Consider the following 17,680-nt stretch of genomic DNA (forward strand, 5'->3'; position numbering starts at 1 on the left):
GTATTGCCGTAAAAGGCGTGAGAGTAGGTCGGCGCCAAAACCTACTGAAAGCCCCAACGTGAAAACGATGGGGCTTTTTTGTTATCCAATACTTTCCATATTTCTAGCCAAAATTATATCTTTAACGTTTTATTGTAAGGTTTGATTTAGTGGTGGAAAATCTAGGATCCCATGGTGTTGAAATATCAATTTATAAATGTCGCTTTAGCAGGCTCCGTCATTGCGCTGATGATTGCATGTAACCATCCGCGTGAAGAACGTCAGGCAACGGGTGTCGCCGTTGTGGATAGTACGGTTACATGCGTTTCGCACGGAATCCCTTCGCGTGCTGCTGCAATTGCTGAATCTGAGAAAGAACATACCTTTCTGGGTGCCGATGACGCTACCATGGTTTACATTAAAGCGGGAACATTCCTGATGGGAACAGCGGAGTTTGCCGACGCAAACCCTATACACGAAGTGACGGTGGACGGTTTTTGGATGGACGAGCACGAAGTAACCAATGCTCAATTTGCACGGTTTGTAGCAGCAACAGGTTACCAAACCATTGCAGAACGACCGCTAGACCCGAAAGATTTTCCGAATGTGCCACTGGATGCCTTGCAGCCTGGCTCGGCGGTGTTTACGCCACCAAGCCAAGCGGTGGATCTCAATAATCATCTCCAATGGTGGCGTTACGTGGCGGGTGCCAGCTGGAGGCAACCCGAGGGCCCGGGAAGCGATCTTCAGGGCCGCGAAAATGAGCCGGTAGTGCATATTGCTTATGCTGATGCTGCTGCTTTTGCCAAATGGGCGGGGAAGCGGCTTCCTACGGAGGCAGAATGGGAGTATGCTGCCCGTGGAGGACATACCAACAGTAAGTATTATTGGGGTAACGACCTAAAACCCAAAGGCCATTGGATAGCCAATGTATATCAGGGTAGTTTTCCAGCAGAGGATTATGGCGAGGATGGTTTCAAAGGTGTTGCACCTGTCAAATCGTATCAGGCCAATGCTTGGGGGTTGTACGATATGGATGGGAACGTATGGGAATGGTGCTCGGATTATTATCGTCCAGACTACTATGCGAATAGTCCCGCAGCGAACCCGAAAGGACCTACGGATAGCTACGATCCCCTGGAGCCTGGAACCGTAAAACGTGTACAACGTGGGGGATCATTCCTTTGCAATGAACAGTATTGTGAGCGCTATATTGCGGGCAGCCGAGGAAAAGGAGAAATCAGTAGCGGGAGCAACAACCTCGGTTTCCGCTGCGTAAGTGACCAATCAGCTCCGAAAAAATAGCTTACCGTCTATTATTCACCAATGTGCTCACTGCATGCTGTTAGCTGGAAGAATCGGCTGATGGGCTGGAATTGCCGATTCAGTTCGACTGCCGACCCGAACACCAACAGCACCGGCCCCATATTATCGAGTTGCTTTTCTTCGGTCACCTCCACGATGGTATTGACGATGCCAATGGCCACTTTTTCATTCGCCATCGAACCGTTTTGAATGGCAGCGACGGGCAAGCGTCCCTTTCCGGCAGCCTGATAAAGGGCGACAATTTCCGGAAGCTTGTTGAAGCCCAGTAACACCACCACTGTTGCACGACTTTGAGCCGCGTCCTTTAACTCTTCCGAGAGGTTTCCCTCGTCGTCTGATCCGGCGAGAATCCAAAGGCTATTGCTCACGCCTCTATGGGTTACTGGAATGCCTTGGAGGCCGGGTACTGAAATGGCGCTTGAAATCCCAGGGACAACCGAGGCTTCGATACTATACGAGGCCGCATAATCCAGCTCTTCATGTCCGCGGCCAAAAACAAATAGGTCGCCCCCCTTCAGTCGCACGACATGACCGAAATTCAATGCGTAATCAACCATCAGCTGGTTGACAACATCCTGAGAGAAGTTTTCGTCGCCGGATGGATTTCCTACATATACTTTAATGGCTTCCGAAGGCGCATAGGCCAACAGTTGCTCATCTACCAACGCATCGTAAAGGATAACGTTTGCGGTTTTTAAGGCTTTAACCCCTTTCAAACTGATTAGGTCGGGGTCCCCCGGCCCGGCACCTACCAATGTAATCCGCGGATCTACCTGTTGTTTCTTTAAAAAAGATGCTTGTACCATATCTTCGATAGCTGGTGTACTTAACTCAATGCGCTGCAAATATACACAATGTCTACCTATTTTATAGTTATAATTGAAAAACACGCATAGGTAAAGATAATATATTGTTTTACAGCATACTAATATCTCTTTCCCGCTCTCGTCTATGCCGAGTTACCGAAAATATTTTATGATGTATTCACTGGAGCGTTATGCAATGTATTACCTAAAGACTCAATTATTCTTGCAATCGGGCCGTTCTATTGGTCAAACTGCTATCTTTACGTTTCGATAAACCCGTTTCATTATGATAGGCATCAACGGTAATAAATGTATCAATCTGATTTCGCTTGCGGCGCTCATCGCTTTTGGCGCTTGCGATTCATCCGATGGCCAACAAAAAAACGAGCCGGCTCCTTATGGGCCAATACCAACGGCGGCACAGCTGAATTGGCATGAAATGGAGCTGTATGGTCTAATCCATTTCACCCCTACCACTTTTCAGAATAAGGAATGGGGTTTTGGTGATGCGCCGGCCAGCTTGTTCAATCCGCAACACTTCGATGCCAACCAAATTGCTGCTGCAGCAAAATCGGCAGGGTTCAAGGGGCTGATATCGGTAGCCAAGCACCACGATGGGTTTTGCCTTTGGCCCACCAAAACCACTGATTATAACATCACGCACAGCCCGTGGCGTAACGGCAGTGGCGACATGGTGAAGGAATTTATGGAGGCTGTGCGTAAACAGGGGATGCAATTTGGTATATATGTATCAGCATGGGACCGTCACGATCCGGAGTATGGCAATGAAAAATATGCCGATGCTTATCGCGAGCAGTTACGTGAGTTGTACAGCGGCTATGGCGAGCTTTTTACGAGCTGGCACGATGGCGCCAACGGCGGTGACGGGTATTATGGTGGCGCTAATGAAATGCGGAAAATCGACCGCTCCAGTTATTACGAATGGCAAGAGAAGACGTGGCCAATAACACGTGAGATGCAGCCCACCGCTGTGATTTTCAGTGATATCGGTCCGGACACCCGGTGGGTGGGTAACGAAAAAGGCATTGCGCCCGAGACTTCGTGGGCTACATTTACTCCCATCGGTCCAGACGGTGGAAAGGCCGCCCCGGGGCATATAGATGACCGCTTTTTAGGTACTGGTAAGCGCGACGGGAAATTTTGGATTCCTGCGGAATGCGACGTTCCGCTTCGACCCGGCTGGTTCTACCACCCCGAACAGGACAATCAGGTGAAATCGCCCGATCAGCTTTTCGACCTGTACCTTAAAAGTGTGGGGCGTGGGGCAGCCCTGAATTTAGGGCTTGCACCGAACACCGACGGCCTGCTCCACCCTGCTGATGTGGCAGCACTGGAGGGCTTCGGCATAAAATTAACGGAAACATTTGCGACGAATCTGGCTGCCGGGGCTCAATTTGAGGCATCGAATGTGCGCGAGGGTGATACCGGCCACTTCGGGCCGGACAACCTGCTTGATGATGACCGCTACAGTTATTGGGCAAGCGATGACGATATGACGTCACCCGAATTGATAATAGACCTGGGAAGCACGAAGACTTTCGACCTGATTCGTCTGCGCGAAAACATTAAACTGGGCCAACGGCTGGATAGCGTATGGGTGGATGTTTGGAATGATACGGGATGGACACCGCTCGCCCGTGCGACCAGCATCGGGGCTAGCCGGATTATTCCCCTGGAAGAGCCAATAATCGCCCAACGCCTGCGTTTGCGCTTATTTGCACCGGTCGCGGTGGCGTTGAGCGATTTTGGTCTGTTCAGAGTGGCCCAAACGAGTTATTCATTAAGCGAGACCGTGCGAGTTGGTGTCGACCGCGCGAATTGGCAAATGATCGATAATGATTTCAAAGGTGGAGACCCGGCATTGGCTGTCGATGGCAAGAAAGAAACCTTTTGGTTGACGGCGGAAACAGACCTACCTCAACAGCTCGTAGTGGACATGGGGCATATCCATACCCTTTCCGGCTTCGGCTACCTCCCCAGACAAGACGGTGAAACCGCAGGACTTGTGAGTCGGTATAAGCTGGCTACCAGCCGTGACGGAATTACATGGGATACCACAGCGGCTGGAGAGTTCGCCAACATTGTGGCCAACCCCATCGAGCAATATGTGGCATTCGACAACAAGGTGGAAGCTCGCTATTTCCGGTTTACCGTCGATGCGATTGCAAGCGCGGAGCACTATCGATCACGGGTGTCCATTGCGGAGTTCAATATATATAATGGACGCGCAGATCGCGACCTTTGAAAAAAGCAACTTGTAAAAGCAGCGCCTATTATTGGCCTATAGCGCCGTAAGTAAATTTTTCCAACCTACGAGATCACCGATGATCCTTTCCAGCTCTGCTGCGGGCACCCGCTCTTGTTCCATGCTGTCGCGGTGCCGCAGTGTAACGGTATCGTCTTCCAGCGATTGATAATCTACGGTGATACAAAAAGGTGTACCGATGGCATCTTGCCTGCGGTAGCGTTTGCCGATGGCGTCTTTTTCGTCATACCTGACATTGAAATCGATTTTCAGTCGATTTAATATTTCCCGCGCTTTATCGGGCAATCCGTCCTTTTTGGTGAGTGGTAGGATGGCCGCTTTGATGGGCGCAAGTGTGGGGTGGAAACGGAGTACGGACCTTGAGTCTTTCTTCTCTTCAGTACTCAGGTCTTCTTCCTCAAAAGAGTTACATAGCACGGTGAGAAAAAGGCGATCGAGCCCAATAGAGGTTTCCACCACGTAAGGAACGTAGTTTTGATTGACTTCAGGGTCGAAATATTGCAGCTTCTTACCTGAAAACTTCTGGTGTTGGGTCAGGTCAAAATCCGTACGGGAGTGGATACCTTCCACCTCTTTGAATCCGAACGGAAACTCATATTCGATATCTACCGCCGCATTGGCATAGTGTGCCAGCTTCACGTGGTCGTGGTAGCGGTATTTGGATTGGTTGCCCCCGATAGCAAGGTGCCATTTCAACCGTGTTTCCTTCCATTTGTTGTACCATTCGATTTCGGTGCCAGGCCGTACAAAAAACTGCAGCTCCATTTGTTCGAACTCGCGCATGCGCATGATAAACTGGCGGGCAATGACTTCGTTGCGGAACGCTTTGCCGATTTGGGCGATACCAAAGGGAACCTTCATCCGCCCGCTCTTCTGTACATTCAGAAAGTTAACGAAAATCCCTTGGGCGGTCTCCGGTCTCAAGTAAACGGTTTCCGCACCCTCTGCCGATGCGCCCATCTGCGTGGAAAACATGAGGTTAAACTGCCGTACGTCGGTCCAGTTCTTGGTGCCGGATATGGGGCAGACGATGTTGTGTTCCTCGATGATGGCTTTCAGGCGGGGCAGGTCGTCATCATTAAGTGCGGCATCAAGGTCGGCTTGCAATTGCTGGGCCTTCGCTGTTTTCCCGTCAGTCTCGTAGCGGGTAATTTTATCTTCGATGAGCTGGTCGGCACGGTAACGTTTCTTCGAATCCTTGTTGTCGATCATGGGGTCATTGAACCCATCCACGTGCCCGGACGCGTTCCACGTGGTGGGATGCATGAAGATAGCCGAATCGATGCCCACGATATTCTCATGGAGCTGCACCATGGCTTTCCACCAGTATTGCTTCAGGTTGTTTTTCAGTTCGGCTCCTAATTGGCCATAATCATAAACAGCGCTAAGGCCGTCGTATATCTCGCTCGAAGGGAATACGAATCCGTATTCTTTGGCATGTGAAACTACTTGCTTGAAGAAGTCATCCGTCTGTTTGCTCATAAGACGGCAAACATAGATAAAAAGCCCCTGATATGCAAACAACAAAGGCCTCCAAACGGAGGCCCTTACTTGTCGTTGTTAACACGTGCGGCTAGCGCTGCTCAGTGGCGTAATCAACCAGGCTAAACAAGTATTGTAAAGAATTATCGAAGCCTGCTGGTGTTTGGGCGACGAACTCACCCGATATGCGGTTGCCCTTAACACCATTTGACTTGAAATAGAAGTCGCCCATGGAGCCAAAAAGCTTGTGGAATGCGATGTAGCGGTCAAGCGATATTTCTTTTCGAACGTCGGGTTTTGAAGGCACCTTATGTCCATTTATACTATCCAGTAGCATCACGGAGGCAAGTTTACTGCGACTTTGGCTTAGATTTGCTGTGAGGGCGAAGGTACCCGAACCATCTGAATTTACTGTCATTTCCTTGATCAGTTGAAAGCACGAACTGAACAGTGCACACAACGGTAAAAGTAACACCGGAAGAATGCGGCGTGAAACGGGCGGGCCGTTGGGTATAAGAGTCTTCATAAGCATCATTTCTGCCACAAAGATATATGGTGACAGCGTTGAAATGGAAATCCCTGTTTTTAAGGTATTTTCGGCGGTGTGCTTACCATCAGAAATTTGGTTTCCGCTTTTCCAGAAAAGCGGAAACCCCCTCTTTAAAATCGGGCGTATCGAAACATTTGCCAAACTGTTCGATCTCGGTTTCGAAACCCGTGCGCCAGCCTGCAAAGCCCGCGTTGATGGCGTATATAGCGGCGGCGACGGCACTTGGTGACCGCGATAATATACGGTGGAGGATATGCTCTGCTTTAGCGAGCAGCTCCGTAGGTTCAGTGATGTGATTTATGATACCGTATTCATGGGCTTCGGTGGCAGTGATTGTATCACCGGTTAGGATCATTTCGAACGCCCGGCCACGTCCGGCCAGCTGCGCTAAGCGCTGTGTGCCGCCGTACCCCGGTATAAGTCCTAGCGAAACCTCTGGCAGACCAATCTTCGCATGACTGGCTGCAACCCGGATGTGGCAGGCCAAGGCAAGTTCCAGCCCGCCTCCAAGGGCAAACCCATTAATTGCGGCGACGATTGGTTTAGTGGCGTGGTGTATTACATCAAATACAGTGATTTGACCCACACGTGCCAGCTCCCGTCCTTCGTCTACGTTGAAGGAAGCAAATTCGGAGATGTCTGCTCCTGCCACGAACGCCTTTTCTCCGGCACCGGTTAGTACTACGCCCCTTACCGTATCTGAAGACAATGCTTCGGTAATAGCACTATGTAGCTCCGACAATGTGGCTTTATTCAATGCATTTAATTTTGCCTCCCGGGCAATGGTGATCCGCCGGATATGCCCTATGTCTTCAATGTGTAAGTTTTGATAAATCATGATTAGAAGTCTACTTTAACACTAAAACGAAACCCTCCTTTGTTTATATCGGGGTGGTTGAGGTATGACAATCGCCGTACATATTCGATACGCAGCACGTTCAAAATATTCTCCACCCCCACAGCGCCCTCCATATACGGCGTTCGGCTTAGGGCAAACGTCGTTCGGTTACCGTCTCCATCTGTGGGGAACAAAAAGACCGCCGGGTTATTCTCGGGTCGGTTCTCCGGCCGCACACCGCCATAGAGCAATTTGAAGCTGGCCACCTCGCGTATTTTCAGTCTTTTCAATAGGGGGATCTTATTCAAGATAAACCCGTGTGGCCGGTATTCCACGTGCAGCTTGAGATATTGATCGCTCACGAACTCCAGGTCGTTCATTAGCGCATAAGCGTCTTGCGTCAGCGCATAGCTTCTACTGGCATAGGGAATATCGAGTAGTGGAAAAGGCACGGTGCCAAACACGTAGCCGGCGGTCAAGTTTGCATCGGCTAGGCCCAATTGGGAAAGGAATATACGTTTGGATACGCCAAGTCGTAGGGCATGATAGCTATATTCGCCCCCAAAAAGTCCCTTCAGGCCCATGTTGTAGCGCAAGTTAATTATCGGAAACTCATTGGTAATCGGCGTCCGCTCCAAATTACGTTGGAAAAATGCTTCGTGGGGGGCCCATCGAAGGTCGATCCCCAGCTCCGATGTCCGCAGTGTGCGTATTGTATCGGGGTTGTTTGCTGCTGTTATGAAGTTAAGGTTAGCGGCGGGGTTCTCCCGCTGAGAGGTGAAAGAGGTTTGCAGCATAAAATGGTGCCCAAATTCAACAACGTGACCAAGTTTCCATACGTCAAAATAGCTCCATTTGTCCTGTTTGCCGCTGCGGAATGAGCGGACAAAGCTGTCACCATTCCGGAATCCCAGTAGTTGCCCAGGCTCACGCGCATCGTGTTGGTAGGTGAGCTGCATATAATGTGCAGGATATTCGCCAAGGCGTCGCCGATTGAGTGTGTGAGCCACGCTACCATAGAATTTCAATTGATTATCTGTGGTTCCATAAGCGGTATAGGTCTCCGCATACAACTTTTCGGATAGCCCGCGGGTGGTTCGTCCGCCAATCCGGATACGGCTTCCTTCAAGCTCGTTGAAACTATAGGTGTGTTCTATGGGGCCGAATTCGACCGGGCCCGCGTTTAGATAGCTTTGCGCAAGCAAATACCCCAGCTTCAATGTCCGCTTGAACGAACGATTGTTTTGCAGGCTATCCAGGTTAGCATATGTCTTTGCCTCAACGGGTGTCAACGCTAGCGGTCGTTTGCTATCCCAGAATGGTGCAGATCGAGCGTCAGCGCCGGGAGCCTCCGTTGTTTGTTGGCCATTAAATGTGTTTGGAGGGATCATCGTTTCCGTATCGTATCCGGAATACACCAATGTTCGTTGACCGAATGCCCCCCCGTCACTCCCTTGCAGTCCGAAGTTGATTTTCATTTCGGAATAAGCCGGAAGGTATGTGCCGTTTTCGTGGCGATGAAAGCGGAGCGAAAGTGAAAAGTCGTTCACCCAGTTGAGGTTTGCCTGCCGGTCTACCCGGATGTCGGCACGGCGTATGCCGTAATTTCCATCTAACGTAACCTGTAGCCTGCCCGAGAAAAGCCGGTCGGTTTTGTTCCTGGGTACGAACGTTAATTCAACAAATTTGCCTTCGGCTGTAGCGATAGTATCCGTAATAAAAAACTTGTAGAATAACGGTGCGGCGTCAGCAATTGGACTTAGAAAAGGCTTGTTTAGAATCAACACGTTGTTTTCATAAATATCCACATCGGTGTAGATAAAATTGAAATAGGTCTGGATATTTTCGTTGTTGACGTACCGGGCATCCAGTTCGGTCTTTTTGTTTGCGGTGATGACCGTTTTGGTGGCCCCGGGATACAGCCGATGGTATTGTTTTGAAAGGCTTTCTTCTAAGTAAATTGGCAGAAGCGCTCGACCGGGGACCAAGGTTGTGTCTACATTTTCAAACACAAAGCGATAGCCCTTGGTCAGTACATTATTGGCGACAAACTTAGGCACATTACTTACCGCCATCATGATTTTTTCATATGCATTGAAGGAAACATGGTCAAAACGCGTCAACCGGTTCACGTTTTTATACTCAATGACTTTGCGAACAAGCTCCACAGCCGGGTTATTACGGTTGCGGTATCTCCCTTTCCCGCTGACAACGACTTCGTCAAGCGCCGTGAAATCTTCTTCCAAGCTTACATCAATAATCTGTAGGGGATCGGGCTCCAGCTTTTTGGTAACCGTTTTATAACCCAATGCGGTAAACTGAACCGCTGTGGCGGGCCCTATCGGCGTTATGGCGTAATTTCCCGAGCTATCGGTAGACGTACCTCGCTCTGTGTACAGCAGCACGACGGTCGCACCGGGGATGCCTTCATGCGTGGTTGCATCGGTCACCCTACCGCGAATGGTCTGCTGTGCTGAAAGCGATGAAAAGGCAACCACGCCCATCATCAGCAGCGTTCCTTTTAAAGCGGTGAATCGTATTCTCATAGCAGCCCATTCTCTTTCATACCCAACGAGTATAAACGTTCACAAGATACAATTTGTTGGGAAGTTTAAGAACTCGAGATAAAAAGACCCAATTGGCAGTCCGGTATCTATGGTATATAGAAGAAATTTATCTAAGTTTGTCCATTAATTTCTATAAATGACCATCCATAAAGAAGGATATACTAGCATTGCTATTGTTGTATTGGTGATTTTAGTTGCCAACGCCTTGGTGCATTATTTTGTGTCGGATAATGCGTTTATCGTGTGGGCGACCTATCTTGTTTCGTTCCTGTTGTTTGTCACTGTTTTACAATTTTTCCGAAATCCGCGCAGGCGCGTGATTACGGATGAAAAGAATATCCTCTGCCCTGCCGACGGGAAAGTGGTGGTGATTGAAGAAACCGAAGAAACGGAGTACTTCCACGATAAGCGGATACAGGTGTCTATTTTTATGTCGCCGGTGAACGTACACATCAACCGCAATCCGGTAAGCGGAAAAGTTAGTTTCTTCCGCTATCATTCAGGAAAATACCTGGTGGCTTGGCATCCCAAATCGTCTACCCTTAACGAACGGACCAGCATCGCGGTGCAAACCGCCGGGGGCAAAGAAGTACTATTCCGACAAATAGCCGGAGCTATGGCACGCCGCATCGTTTGGTATGTGCAAGAGGGCTCAGCAGTAACCCAGGGGGAAGAGTTCGGCTTTATCAAGTTCGGTTCGCGTGTAGACGTTTTTCTTCCTTTAGGGACAAAAGTGAATGTTAACATCGGGGATAGGGTTTCGGGGGGGCTGACCGTCCTCGGTCGCTTCGACTAGTGGTTTGCTAATGTCATGAGGTTTATCCTGCTTGTTTTTATCAATGCCTGTGCCGTTGGGCTGTCTATGGCCTGCGTGAATTTCTATTTTCAACACAGTTGGCAGCATTTCCTCGTTACCTTCATCATCTCATTCGCCATCAGCTTCTTAACATTCTATTATTTATTCCAACGTTATATTTACGGCAAGATAAAGCTCATCTATAAGCTCATCCACAACCTTAAACTGGGAAAAGATCTTAAAGACGCGTTGGGCGAAAAAATGAGCGACGACCCAATCAATGATGTTGAGCAGCAGGTGCGGGATTGGGCGAAGGAGAAGAAGAAGGAAATAGATCGGTTGAAGGAGCAGGAGCGGTTTCGGCGGGAATTTCTTTCCAATGTAGCGCATGAGTTTAAAACACCTTTGTTTGCCCTTCAAGGTTATGTCGATGCGTTGCAGGACGGCATGATGCAGGAAGACGTCGAGATGGCGACGCAGTTTTTGAGGAAAGCATCTTCGAACCTGGATCGGCTATCGTTTTTAATAAAAGACCTGGATGAAATATCGAAATTGGAAAGTGGACAGGTTCCAATCAATTACCAAAAATTCGACCTTATCACGTTGATCAGCGAAGTGCTTGAATCGATGGAGGATAAAGCCTCATACTACGAGATCGGGCTAGTTTTTAAAGAAAAATACCAATCCCCTACCTTGGTAAGGGCAGACCGGGAGAAGCTACGTCAAGTATTTGTGAACCTCGTCAGCAATTCCATTAAGTACGGTAAGCGGGGGGGGCAGACCGACATAAGGGTCTATGAACTATTTGAAACAGTACTTGTGGAAGTAACAGACGATGGTATTGGGATTGAGGAGAAAAATCTTCCACGGATTTTCGAGCGATTTTATCGGACGGACAAGAGCCGGTCGCGGAGGATAGGCGGTTCAGGTTTGGGACTATCTATCGTAAAACACATCATCGAAGCACACCAACAAACGGTCAATGTGCGCAGTACGGAGGGCGTCGGAACGACATTTGCTTTTACCTTGGAGAAGGTGAAACCATCGTTGTAAGTTCTTCTTGCCGGCAATTAATATGAAAAAGAGTTGTTAATTAACATTAAGTTAACATTGGCGTCATATTTTTGCATAAATAAAATCCCCTATGTCGCTCAATAGCATATTTCAATATTTCGTTCCTAAAGACAAAAAGTTTTTTCCATTGTTTGAACAGGCAAGTAGCAACCTCATTGATATGGCTAAGCTACTAAAGGAACTGGTTAACCTAGCAGATCCCGATAAACGGAAGGAACTATGCCGAAAAATCGAAGACCTCGAACATCGCGGGGACGATATTTCGCATCAGATACATTTGGAGCTCGGGAAAAACTTCATTACACCATTTGACCGCGAAGACATCCATACGTTGACCAGCTCCCTAGATGATGTCGCCGATTTTATACACGATGCGTCCAACCGCATCGACTTATACAAAGTGGAGCAGATTACAGAGCCCATTATCGAAATGGCCGATTTGATTTTAGAGGCTACCGAAGATGTGGCCAAAGCCGTTCACGAATTACGCAACCTAAAAAATATCCGGAATATCACAGATTCCTGTGTGCGGATCAACAGCATTGAGAATAAAGCCGATTATATATTTGATAAGGCGGTGGGTGAACTTTTCGAGTTTGAGAAAGACGCCATTGTACTAATTAAGTATAAAGAGGTACTATCTGCTATGGAAACCGCTACCGATAAATGTGAAGACGTAGCCAATGTGTTGGAAAGTATTTTAGTGAAAAACGCCTAAGTTCATATGATCAGCACATTATTGATTGTTGTTGTCGTCCTTGCTATTGCATTTGATTATATCAATGGCTTTCACGATGCGGCTAATTCTATCGCCACCATCGTATCGACGAAGGTGCTGTCTCCTTTTCAAGCAGTACTTTGGGCTGCGATGTTCAATTTTGCTGCGTATTTTTATTTCACCGATCACAAAGTGGCCAACACCATAGCGAAGACAGTGCTGGAGGAGTACATCACATTAGACGTGATTCTGGCAGGGCTGGTAGCGGCAATTGGTTGGAACCTGTTTACGTGGTATTATGGTGTGCCTTCCAGCTCCTCGCACACGCTGATAGGTGGATTTGCTGGTGCCGGTATGACACATGCTTTTATTTTGGGCGACAATGTTATCGGAGCGATTAACTTGAATGCGACATTGAAAATCATTTCGTTTATCGTGCTGGCGCCCGCGGTAGGAATGATTATCGCCGTCATCATTACACTGATTATCATAAATATATCCAAGCGAGCCAAGCCGTCAGTCGCGGAGTGGTGGTTTCGGAAACTACAGCTGGTATCATCGGCCGCGTTGAGCTTTGCGCATGGGGGGAACGATGCACAGAAAGTGATGGGCATTATCTTCGTCGCTATGGTAGCGGGTGGGTATTTGCAGTCGGGGGATAGTATGCCCGAATGGATTCCATTGACGTGTTATTCTGCGATTGCGTTAGGGACGATGAGCGGCGGGTGGAAAATCGTAAAGACGATGGGGACCAAAATTACGAAAGTGAACGCGTTGGAAGGTGTGGGGGCAGAAACTGCGGGAGCGATTACATTGGGTATAACGGAACATTTCGGCATTCCGGTGTCTACAACCCATACGATTACAGGGTCAATTATCGGGGTCGGCGTGGTTAAACGTGTGTCTGCTGTGCGGTGGGGAGTTACAATCAGCCTACTTTGGGCGTGGGTACTCACTATTCCTGTTTCGGCGATATTGGCCGGTATTACTTATACCGTTATCCATTACCTTTTTTGACCGCGGGGGATAGTATGCCCGCTGTGATGGACTGCACCGAAAGATAAAATCATAAAAATTTAGGAACGGAAGCAATTAATCTGTAGATTTACAGCACATTTGCTAGACTGACTAAAAAAATAGACATTCGAGGTTTGGTATCGTGGAAGAAGAGGTCATGCTATTTTGAGGTGAGTACGGCGGGAAGCATAACACGTCTGCTACGTGTTGAAGTTTAATCAACACGCGACGTTTGTTGTAAACGTCTGTGTATCAAAGGGGCGTATTTGATTTAATCTAAAGGAGAAGGTGTGTTTCTGCGTTTTTTTTTAGAAAATCATAAAAAGATAAAAAACTGGAATAGTATTTGCAAATATTGCGGGAATCAAACTATTGGTTATTTTTGCGAGAAATTAGACAATTAAAAATTTTTAACCTTAAAAAAAACAAGAGTATGAATTATTCTACAATCAAAACGGCAGTTGCTTGCTCGCTTGTAGCAGCCTTCGGGCTCACCGATACAGTGCAGGCACAAGAGCCGACTGTATTTGGAGGAAGATCCCAATACAGAACATGGTCTATCGGTGTAAACGGTGGTTTTACTACACCATCTGTAATCATCGGCGGATCGAATGCGTTTAACCAAAAAGTAGGTTTCGGAGAGTACAAGCTGCGCGAATACTACGGTATCACTGTACGTAAGCAATTGTCGAGCTGGTTTGGTTTAGAAGCAGCTGCCAACCGCGGTAGGATTTTTACTTACAACAACAACGGTGTGGGCAATACGTATTCGTTCGCTGCAGCAAACGGAACCTCAGGAGCTGGTCCGTTCCAGTCGGCCGAGACCTCTGTGCAATATGCTGCTAGCTTAAATGGTGTATTCCAATTGGCTACCATCGACTTCTTGCGTCGTGAGAACGTTGTTAACTTCTATGCAAGTGTAGGTTACGGCCTAATCGCCTTCAATCCGGTAGGTTATACGGATGCCGATGGTTCTTCTGGTGCTTGGGATAATACGGGCGCTTGGGGCGAAGAATTCCCTGGGGAGCGTACCGGTGCCCATGACCGTGATTTCAAACGTGAAACCTACATCCCTGTAGGCGTAGGCGTTAAATTCAAGCTGTCAGACCGTGTAGCGTTGAACTTGGGTTATACCATGAACTTTGTTGATGACAAGTCATTGTTCGGCCCGGTTGAGAACCGTGCAGCTAATGACAAATTCTCTTACACTTACGCAGGTTTAGAATTCTCTTTGGGTTCTTCTTCGAAACCGGATTTGACTTGGCATAACCCTGTGTCTACCTTGTATGATGAGTTGAAAGACCCTTCATTGCGCAACGAGCTTGAAGCATTGAAACAACGCGTATCTACATTGGAAGGCATTGTTGATGAGTTGAACAATGACGAAGACGGTGATGGTGTTTCTGATCGTTTTGACAAATGCCCAGGTACTCCTGCTGGTACTCAGGTTGATGGTGCTGGTTGCCCGATTAAGTTCCCAGAGCCTGAAGCTACTGCCACTACTGGTACCTATTCAAACATTCAGTTTGAGTTCGACAGTTCGGTATTGAAAACTGAGTCGTACTCAACTCTCGACCGTTTGTCATCTGAATTGCGCGAAAGCGGTGCAACCGTTACATTAGACGGTCATGCTTCTGCCGAAGGTACTGAAGCTTACAACATGACGTTGTCAAAAGACCGTGCTAACTCGGTTAAACAATACTTGGTTAACTCTGGCGTTGACGCTGCCAAAATCAACGTTCAGGCGTTCGGAGAAGCTGCTCCTGCAGCTTCAAACGCTACTGAAGAAGGCCGCGTACTTAACCGTCGTGTTGAAATCAAGAACTAAGCAAAATCAATTAGAATTGCTGATAAAAAAACGGCCAACCTCATAAGGGTTGGCCGTTTTTTTATGATCCCTTTTATAAGGGGTGGATTATTTCTTGTACCTAGGCAAACTTATCCGTCGTATAGGTGTTTATATGTTAGTTGAATAAATTAGAACATAGAACGATGAGTAATTTAAGATTAAAAGGGAATTGGAACGAGCTGAAAGGGAAGGCCAAACAACAGTACGCGGACTTGACAGATGATGATTTGTTATACGAAGAGGGAAAGGAAGATGAGCTGATCGGCCGTATCCAGAAGAAGACGGGCAAAGCTCGCGATGAGGTGGTCGATTGGTTAAATAAGTTGTAACCTTGCATGTGTGGGCATTTTAGTTTAATGTAAAATTAAGCGAAAGCGTTACTGGTAACATCGGTAACGCTTTTTCTTTTTAACTTAGCCCAATGGTAAAAAGAAAGCCCTCTATCCTCGTGGTTAACGATGACGGCGTCACCGCCCCGGGTATCAAGGTATTGATTGAAGAAATGCAGGAAATAGGTGATGTTACGGTGGTGGCACCAGAAGGGCCACAGTCCGGAACCGGACACGCGATAACGATCGGTAACCCCTTGCGTATCGACCGTATCTATATTTATCCCGAAGTTGAAATGTATAAATGCTCTGGGACTCCTGTTGACTGCGTTAAACTTGCAGTAAACAAAGTCTTCAAGGGGAGAAAGCCCGACGTCTGTGTCTCCGGGATCAATCATGGTCTTAATAATTCGATCAATGTATTATATTCGGGCACGATGTCAGCCGCCGTAGAAGGGGCCATCGAGGATATCCCATCCATCGGATTTTCTTATGACGATTTGGAGATTGACGCCGACTTTTCTAATTGTCGGCCCTATATCCAAAGTATTACCAAGCAGGTCCTCGCCAACGGGCTGCCCAAAGGCACACTGCTTAACGTAAACTTTCCGAAGGGTGATAAGATAAAGGGAGTTAAAATATGTCGGCAAGCAGACGCGAAATGGGCAGAAGAGTTTGATGAAAGAACAGATCCGAGTAATCGCAGCTATTATTGGCTTACGGGTGTCTTCCAGCTGCGTGATCGCGGAGAGGATACCGATGTGTGGGCTCTTCAGAATGGGTACGCTTCCATTGTGCCCGTTCAATTTGACATGACTGCCCACCATGCGATACCCGAGCTCAATTCGTGGAATTTTGACGGTAATTAAATGCAACGGAATTCGTTTTTTTTAGGTTGCCTTTTAGGCGTGCCTGCACCGGCATTAGCTTGGCTGCTTAAGGAATTTTCTCCGCTAGGCGTAACTATGAATCCGTTGAGTCTGTATGTTATCGCTGCAGCTATTAACCTATTGCTCCTCCGGGTTTTTTACAGGTGGGCGCTGGATCGAAGCGCTCGCGGTGTGCTGTTGATTACGTTTGTAGCCCTGCTTCTTTTAATTTTTATTGAGAAATTGTCGTTAGCATGAGACTCTCGCTCGGGTTTTCCCCCTGTCCCAATGATACGTTTATTTTCGACGCGCTCATCCATCACAAGATTGATACCGAGGGACTGAGTTTCGAGGTATACTACGAGGATGTAGAAACGTTGAATCAAAAGGCATTCAATGCCGAGTTGGACATCACCAAGCTGAGCTACCACGCTTACGCATATGCCGTCGAGAACTATGTTTTGCTCGATGCAGGCAGTGCGCTGGGGTTCGGTGTCGGGCCGCTGCTGATTACTAAAGACCAAGTCCTTGCGGAGCAACTGTTGGCAACCGGTGATGGTGTGCGAGCGCATACCGAGCGATTAACGGTGGGTATTCCGGGAAAGTATACAACGGCCAACTTTTTATTGGGCCTGGCATTCCCGGGGTTAGTCCATAAGCGAGAAATGGTGTTTTCCGCTATTGAACATGCGTTGGTTGACGGCAATATCGACCTAGGTCTCATCATACACGAGAATCGCTTCACCTATCAGCATAAGGGGCTACATAAGGTTATGGATCTTGGTGATTACTGGGAAAGGACCACTGGCTCCCCCATTCCATTGGGCGGCATTGTAGCGAGTCGTAGGCTCACCGACGATATAAAGCGCAAAATAAACCGAGTCATACGCAAAAGCGTCGAGTTCGCGTTGGCCAATCCACAGTCCGGCATCGACTTTATCCGTTTTCACGCGCAAGAAATGAGCGAGGAGGTCATGTATAAGCATATCGAGTTGTATGTCAACCCCTTTTCGGTCACACTTGGTGATACAGGCCGGGCGGCTATACAAACGCTTTTCAACCAAGCTTGGGCGTTGCAGCTGGTGCCCCGGACTACACAAGAACTATTCTTAGAGCCTACGGGCTAACATTCAGCCCATGATTTAACCGGGTCACTATCTACAATCTAACATCTACAATCTAAAATCTAATGA

General features: G+C 47.9%; 15 protein-coding genes. 10 read left to right on the forward strand and 5 right to left on the reverse strand.

Going from position 1 to position 17,680, the window contains the following annotated elements; translation table 11 throughout:
* Window positions 1–171: 171 nt before the first annotated feature.
* The gene (locus U9S71_RS13300; RefSeq protein WP_326327999.1) at window positions 172–1,284 is read left to right on the forward strand and encodes a formylglycine-generating enzyme family protein; all 1,113 of its coding nucleotides are present in this window, start codon (window positions 172–174) and stop codon (window positions 1,282–1,284) included.
* A gap of 11 nt (window positions 1,285–1,295) precedes the next feature.
* On the opposite strand, the gene cobA is transcribed toward U9S71_RS13300, so the two are convergent.
* Window positions 1,296–2,111: a uroporphyrinogen-III C-methyltransferase gene (gene cobA / locus U9S71_RS13305; protein WP_326328000.1), complete on the reverse strand. Its 816-nt coding sequence runs from the start codon at window positions 2,109–2,111 to the stop codon at window positions 1,296–1,298.
* A 286-nt stretch (window positions 2,112–2,397) separates the two neighbouring features.
* Here cobA and U9S71_RS13310 point away from each other — a divergent pair, with 286 nt between their 5' ends.
* Window positions 2,398–4,377, forward strand: a complete 1,980-nt coding sequence (locus tag U9S71_RS13310) for an alpha-L-fucosidase (protein WP_326328001.1) — start codon at window positions 2,398–2,400, stop codon at window positions 4,375–4,377.
* A gap of 36 nt (window positions 4,378–4,413) precedes the next feature.
* On the opposite strand, the gene U9S71_RS13315 is transcribed toward U9S71_RS13310, so the two are convergent.
* The 4 genes from U9S71_RS13315 to U9S71_RS13330 form a co-directional block, all read right to left on the reverse strand.
* The gene (locus U9S71_RS13315) at window positions 4,414–5,880 is read right to left on the reverse strand and encodes a glycine--tRNA ligase (protein ID WP_326328002.1); all 1,467 of its coding nucleotides are present in this window, start codon (window positions 5,878–5,880) and stop codon (window positions 4,414–4,416) included.
* Between the two features lie 91 nt (window positions 5,881–5,971).
* Window positions 5,972–6,571, reverse strand: a complete 600-nt coding sequence (locus U9S71_RS13320; RefSeq protein ID WP_326328205.1) for a hypothetical protein — start codon at window positions 6,569–6,571, stop codon at window positions 5,972–5,974.
* The gene (locus U9S71_RS13325; RefSeq protein WP_326328003.1) at window positions 6,495–7,268 is read right to left on the reverse strand and encodes an enoyl-CoA hydratase/isomerase family protein; all 774 of its coding nucleotides are present in this window, start codon (window positions 7,266–7,268) and stop codon (window positions 6,495–6,497) included. The genes U9S71_RS13320 and U9S71_RS13325 overlap by 77 nt, the downstream gene beginning before the upstream one ends.
* 2 nt (window positions 7,269–7,270) lie before the next feature.
* Window positions 7,271–9,814 carry a DUF5686 and carboxypeptidase-like regulatory domain-containing protein gene (locus tag U9S71_RS13330; RefSeq protein WP_326328004.1) on the reverse strand — a complete coding sequence of 848 codons (2,544 nt, stop codon included), beginning with the start codon at window positions 9,812–9,814 and terminating at the stop codon, window positions 7,271–7,273.
* A gap of 157 nt (window positions 9,815–9,971) precedes the next feature.
* Here U9S71_RS13330 and U9S71_RS13335 point away from each other — a divergent pair, with 157 nt between their 5' ends.
* The 8 genes from U9S71_RS13335 (at window position 9,972) to U9S71_RS13370 (ending at window position 17,614) form a co-directional block, all read left to right on the forward strand.
* Window positions 9,972–10,631: a phosphatidylserine decarboxylase family protein gene (locus U9S71_RS13335; protein ID WP_326328005.1), complete on the forward strand. Its 660-nt coding sequence runs from the start codon at window positions 9,972–9,974 to the stop codon at window positions 10,629–10,631.
* A gap of 15 nt (window positions 10,632–10,646) precedes the next feature.
* Complete coding sequence (locus U9S71_RS13340) at window positions 10,647–11,684, forward strand: sensor histidine kinase (protein ID WP_326328006.1); 1,038 nt, start codon at window positions 10,647–10,649, stop codon at window positions 11,682–11,684.
* 91 nt (window positions 11,685–11,775) lie between these two features.
* Window positions 11,776–12,423 (forward strand): DUF47 domain-containing protein, encoded by a 648-nt coding sequence (locus U9S71_RS13345; RefSeq protein WP_326328007.1) that lies wholly within the window; start codon window positions 11,776–11,778, stop codon window positions 12,421–12,423.
* Between the two features lie 6 nt (window positions 12,424–12,429).
* On the forward strand, window positions 12,430–13,440 hold the full coding sequence (locus U9S71_RS13350) for an inorganic phosphate transporter (RefSeq protein WP_326328008.1): 1,011 nt from the start codon (window positions 12,430–12,432) through the stop codon (window positions 13,438–13,440).
* A 433-nt stretch (window positions 13,441–13,873) separates the two neighbouring features.
* A complete protein-coding gene (locus tag U9S71_RS13355) occupies window positions 13,874–15,268 on the forward strand; it encodes an OmpA family protein (protein ID WP_326328009.1) in 1,395 nt (464 codons plus the stop codon).
* A 164-nt stretch (window positions 15,269–15,432) separates the two neighbouring features.
* Complete coding sequence (locus U9S71_RS13360; protein WP_326328010.1) at window positions 15,433–15,618, forward strand: CsbD family protein; 186 nt, start codon at window positions 15,433–15,435, stop codon at window positions 15,616–15,618.
* A gap of 92 nt (window positions 15,619–15,710) precedes the next feature.
* Complete coding sequence (gene surE, locus U9S71_RS13365; protein WP_326328011.1) at window positions 15,711–16,487, forward strand: 5'/3'-nucleotidase SurE; 777 nt, start codon at window positions 15,711–15,713, stop codon at window positions 16,485–16,487.
* Between the two features lie 254 nt (window positions 16,488–16,741).
* Window positions 16,742–17,614 (forward strand): menaquinone biosynthesis family protein, encoded by an 873-nt coding sequence (locus tag U9S71_RS13370; protein WP_326328012.1) that lies wholly within the window; start codon window positions 16,742–16,744, stop codon window positions 17,612–17,614.
* Window positions 17,615–17,680 lie beyond the last annotated feature (66 nt).

Source organism: Parapedobacter flavus (assembly GCF_035818675.1).
Taxonomy (GTDB): Bacteria; Bacteroidota; Bacteroidia; order Sphingobacteriales; family Sphingobacteriaceae; genus Parapedobacter; species Parapedobacter flavus.

Bases quoted from the DNA above. Each gene is read 5' to 3' on its own strand.
- U9S71_RS13325 (WP_326328003.1), bottom strand. From the start codon at position 7,268: ATGATTTATCAAAACTTACACATTGAAGACATAGGGCATATCCGGCGG.
- U9S71_RS13370 (WP_326328012.1), top strand. From the start codon at position 16,742: ATGAGACTCTCGCTCGGGTTTTCCCCCTGTCCCAATGATACGTTTATT.
- U9S71_RS13335 (WP_326328005.1), top strand. From the start codon at position 9,972: ATGACCATCCATAAAGAAGGATATACTAGCATTGCTATTGTTGTATTG.
- U9S71_RS13330 (WP_326328004.1), bottom strand. From the start codon at position 9,814: ATGAGAATACGATTCACCGCTTTAAAAGGAACGCTGCTGATGATGGGC.
- U9S71_RS13350 (WP_326328008.1), top strand. From the start codon at position 12,430: ATGATCAGCACATTATTGATTGTTGTTGTCGTCCTTGCTATTGCATTT.
- U9S71_RS13340 (WP_326328006.1), top strand. From the start codon at position 10,647: ATGAGGTTTATCCTGCTTGTTTTTATCAATGCCTGTGCCGTTGGGCTG.
- U9S71_RS13315 (WP_326328002.1), bottom strand. From the start codon at position 5,880: ATGAGCAAACAGACGGATGACTTCTTCAAGCAAGTAGTTTCACATGCC.
- U9S71_RS13345 (WP_326328007.1), top strand. From the start codon at position 11,776: ATGTCGCTCAATAGCATATTTCAATATTTCGTTCCTAAAGACAAAAAG.
- U9S71_RS13360 (WP_326328010.1), top strand. From the start codon at position 15,433: ATGAGTAATTTAAGATTAAAAGGGAATTGGAACGAGCTGAAAGGGAAG.
- U9S71_RS13355 (WP_326328009.1), top strand. From the start codon at position 13,874: ATGAATTATTCTACAATCAAAACGGCAGTTGCTTGCTCGCTTGTAGCA.
- U9S71_RS13310 (WP_326328001.1), top strand. From the start codon at position 2,398: ATGATAGGCATCAACGGTAATAAATGTATCAATCTGATTTCGCTTGCG.
- U9S71_RS13300 (WP_326327999.1), top strand. From the start codon at position 172: ATGGTGTTGAAATATCAATTTATAAATGTCGCTTTAGCAGGCTCCGTC.
- cobA (WP_326328000.1), bottom strand. From the start codon at position 2,111: ATGGTACAAGCATCTTTTTTAAAGAAACAACAGGTAGATCCGCGGATT.
- surE (WP_326328011.1), top strand. From the start codon at position 15,711: ATGGTAAAAAGAAAGCCCTCTATCCTCGTGGTTAACGATGACGGCGTC.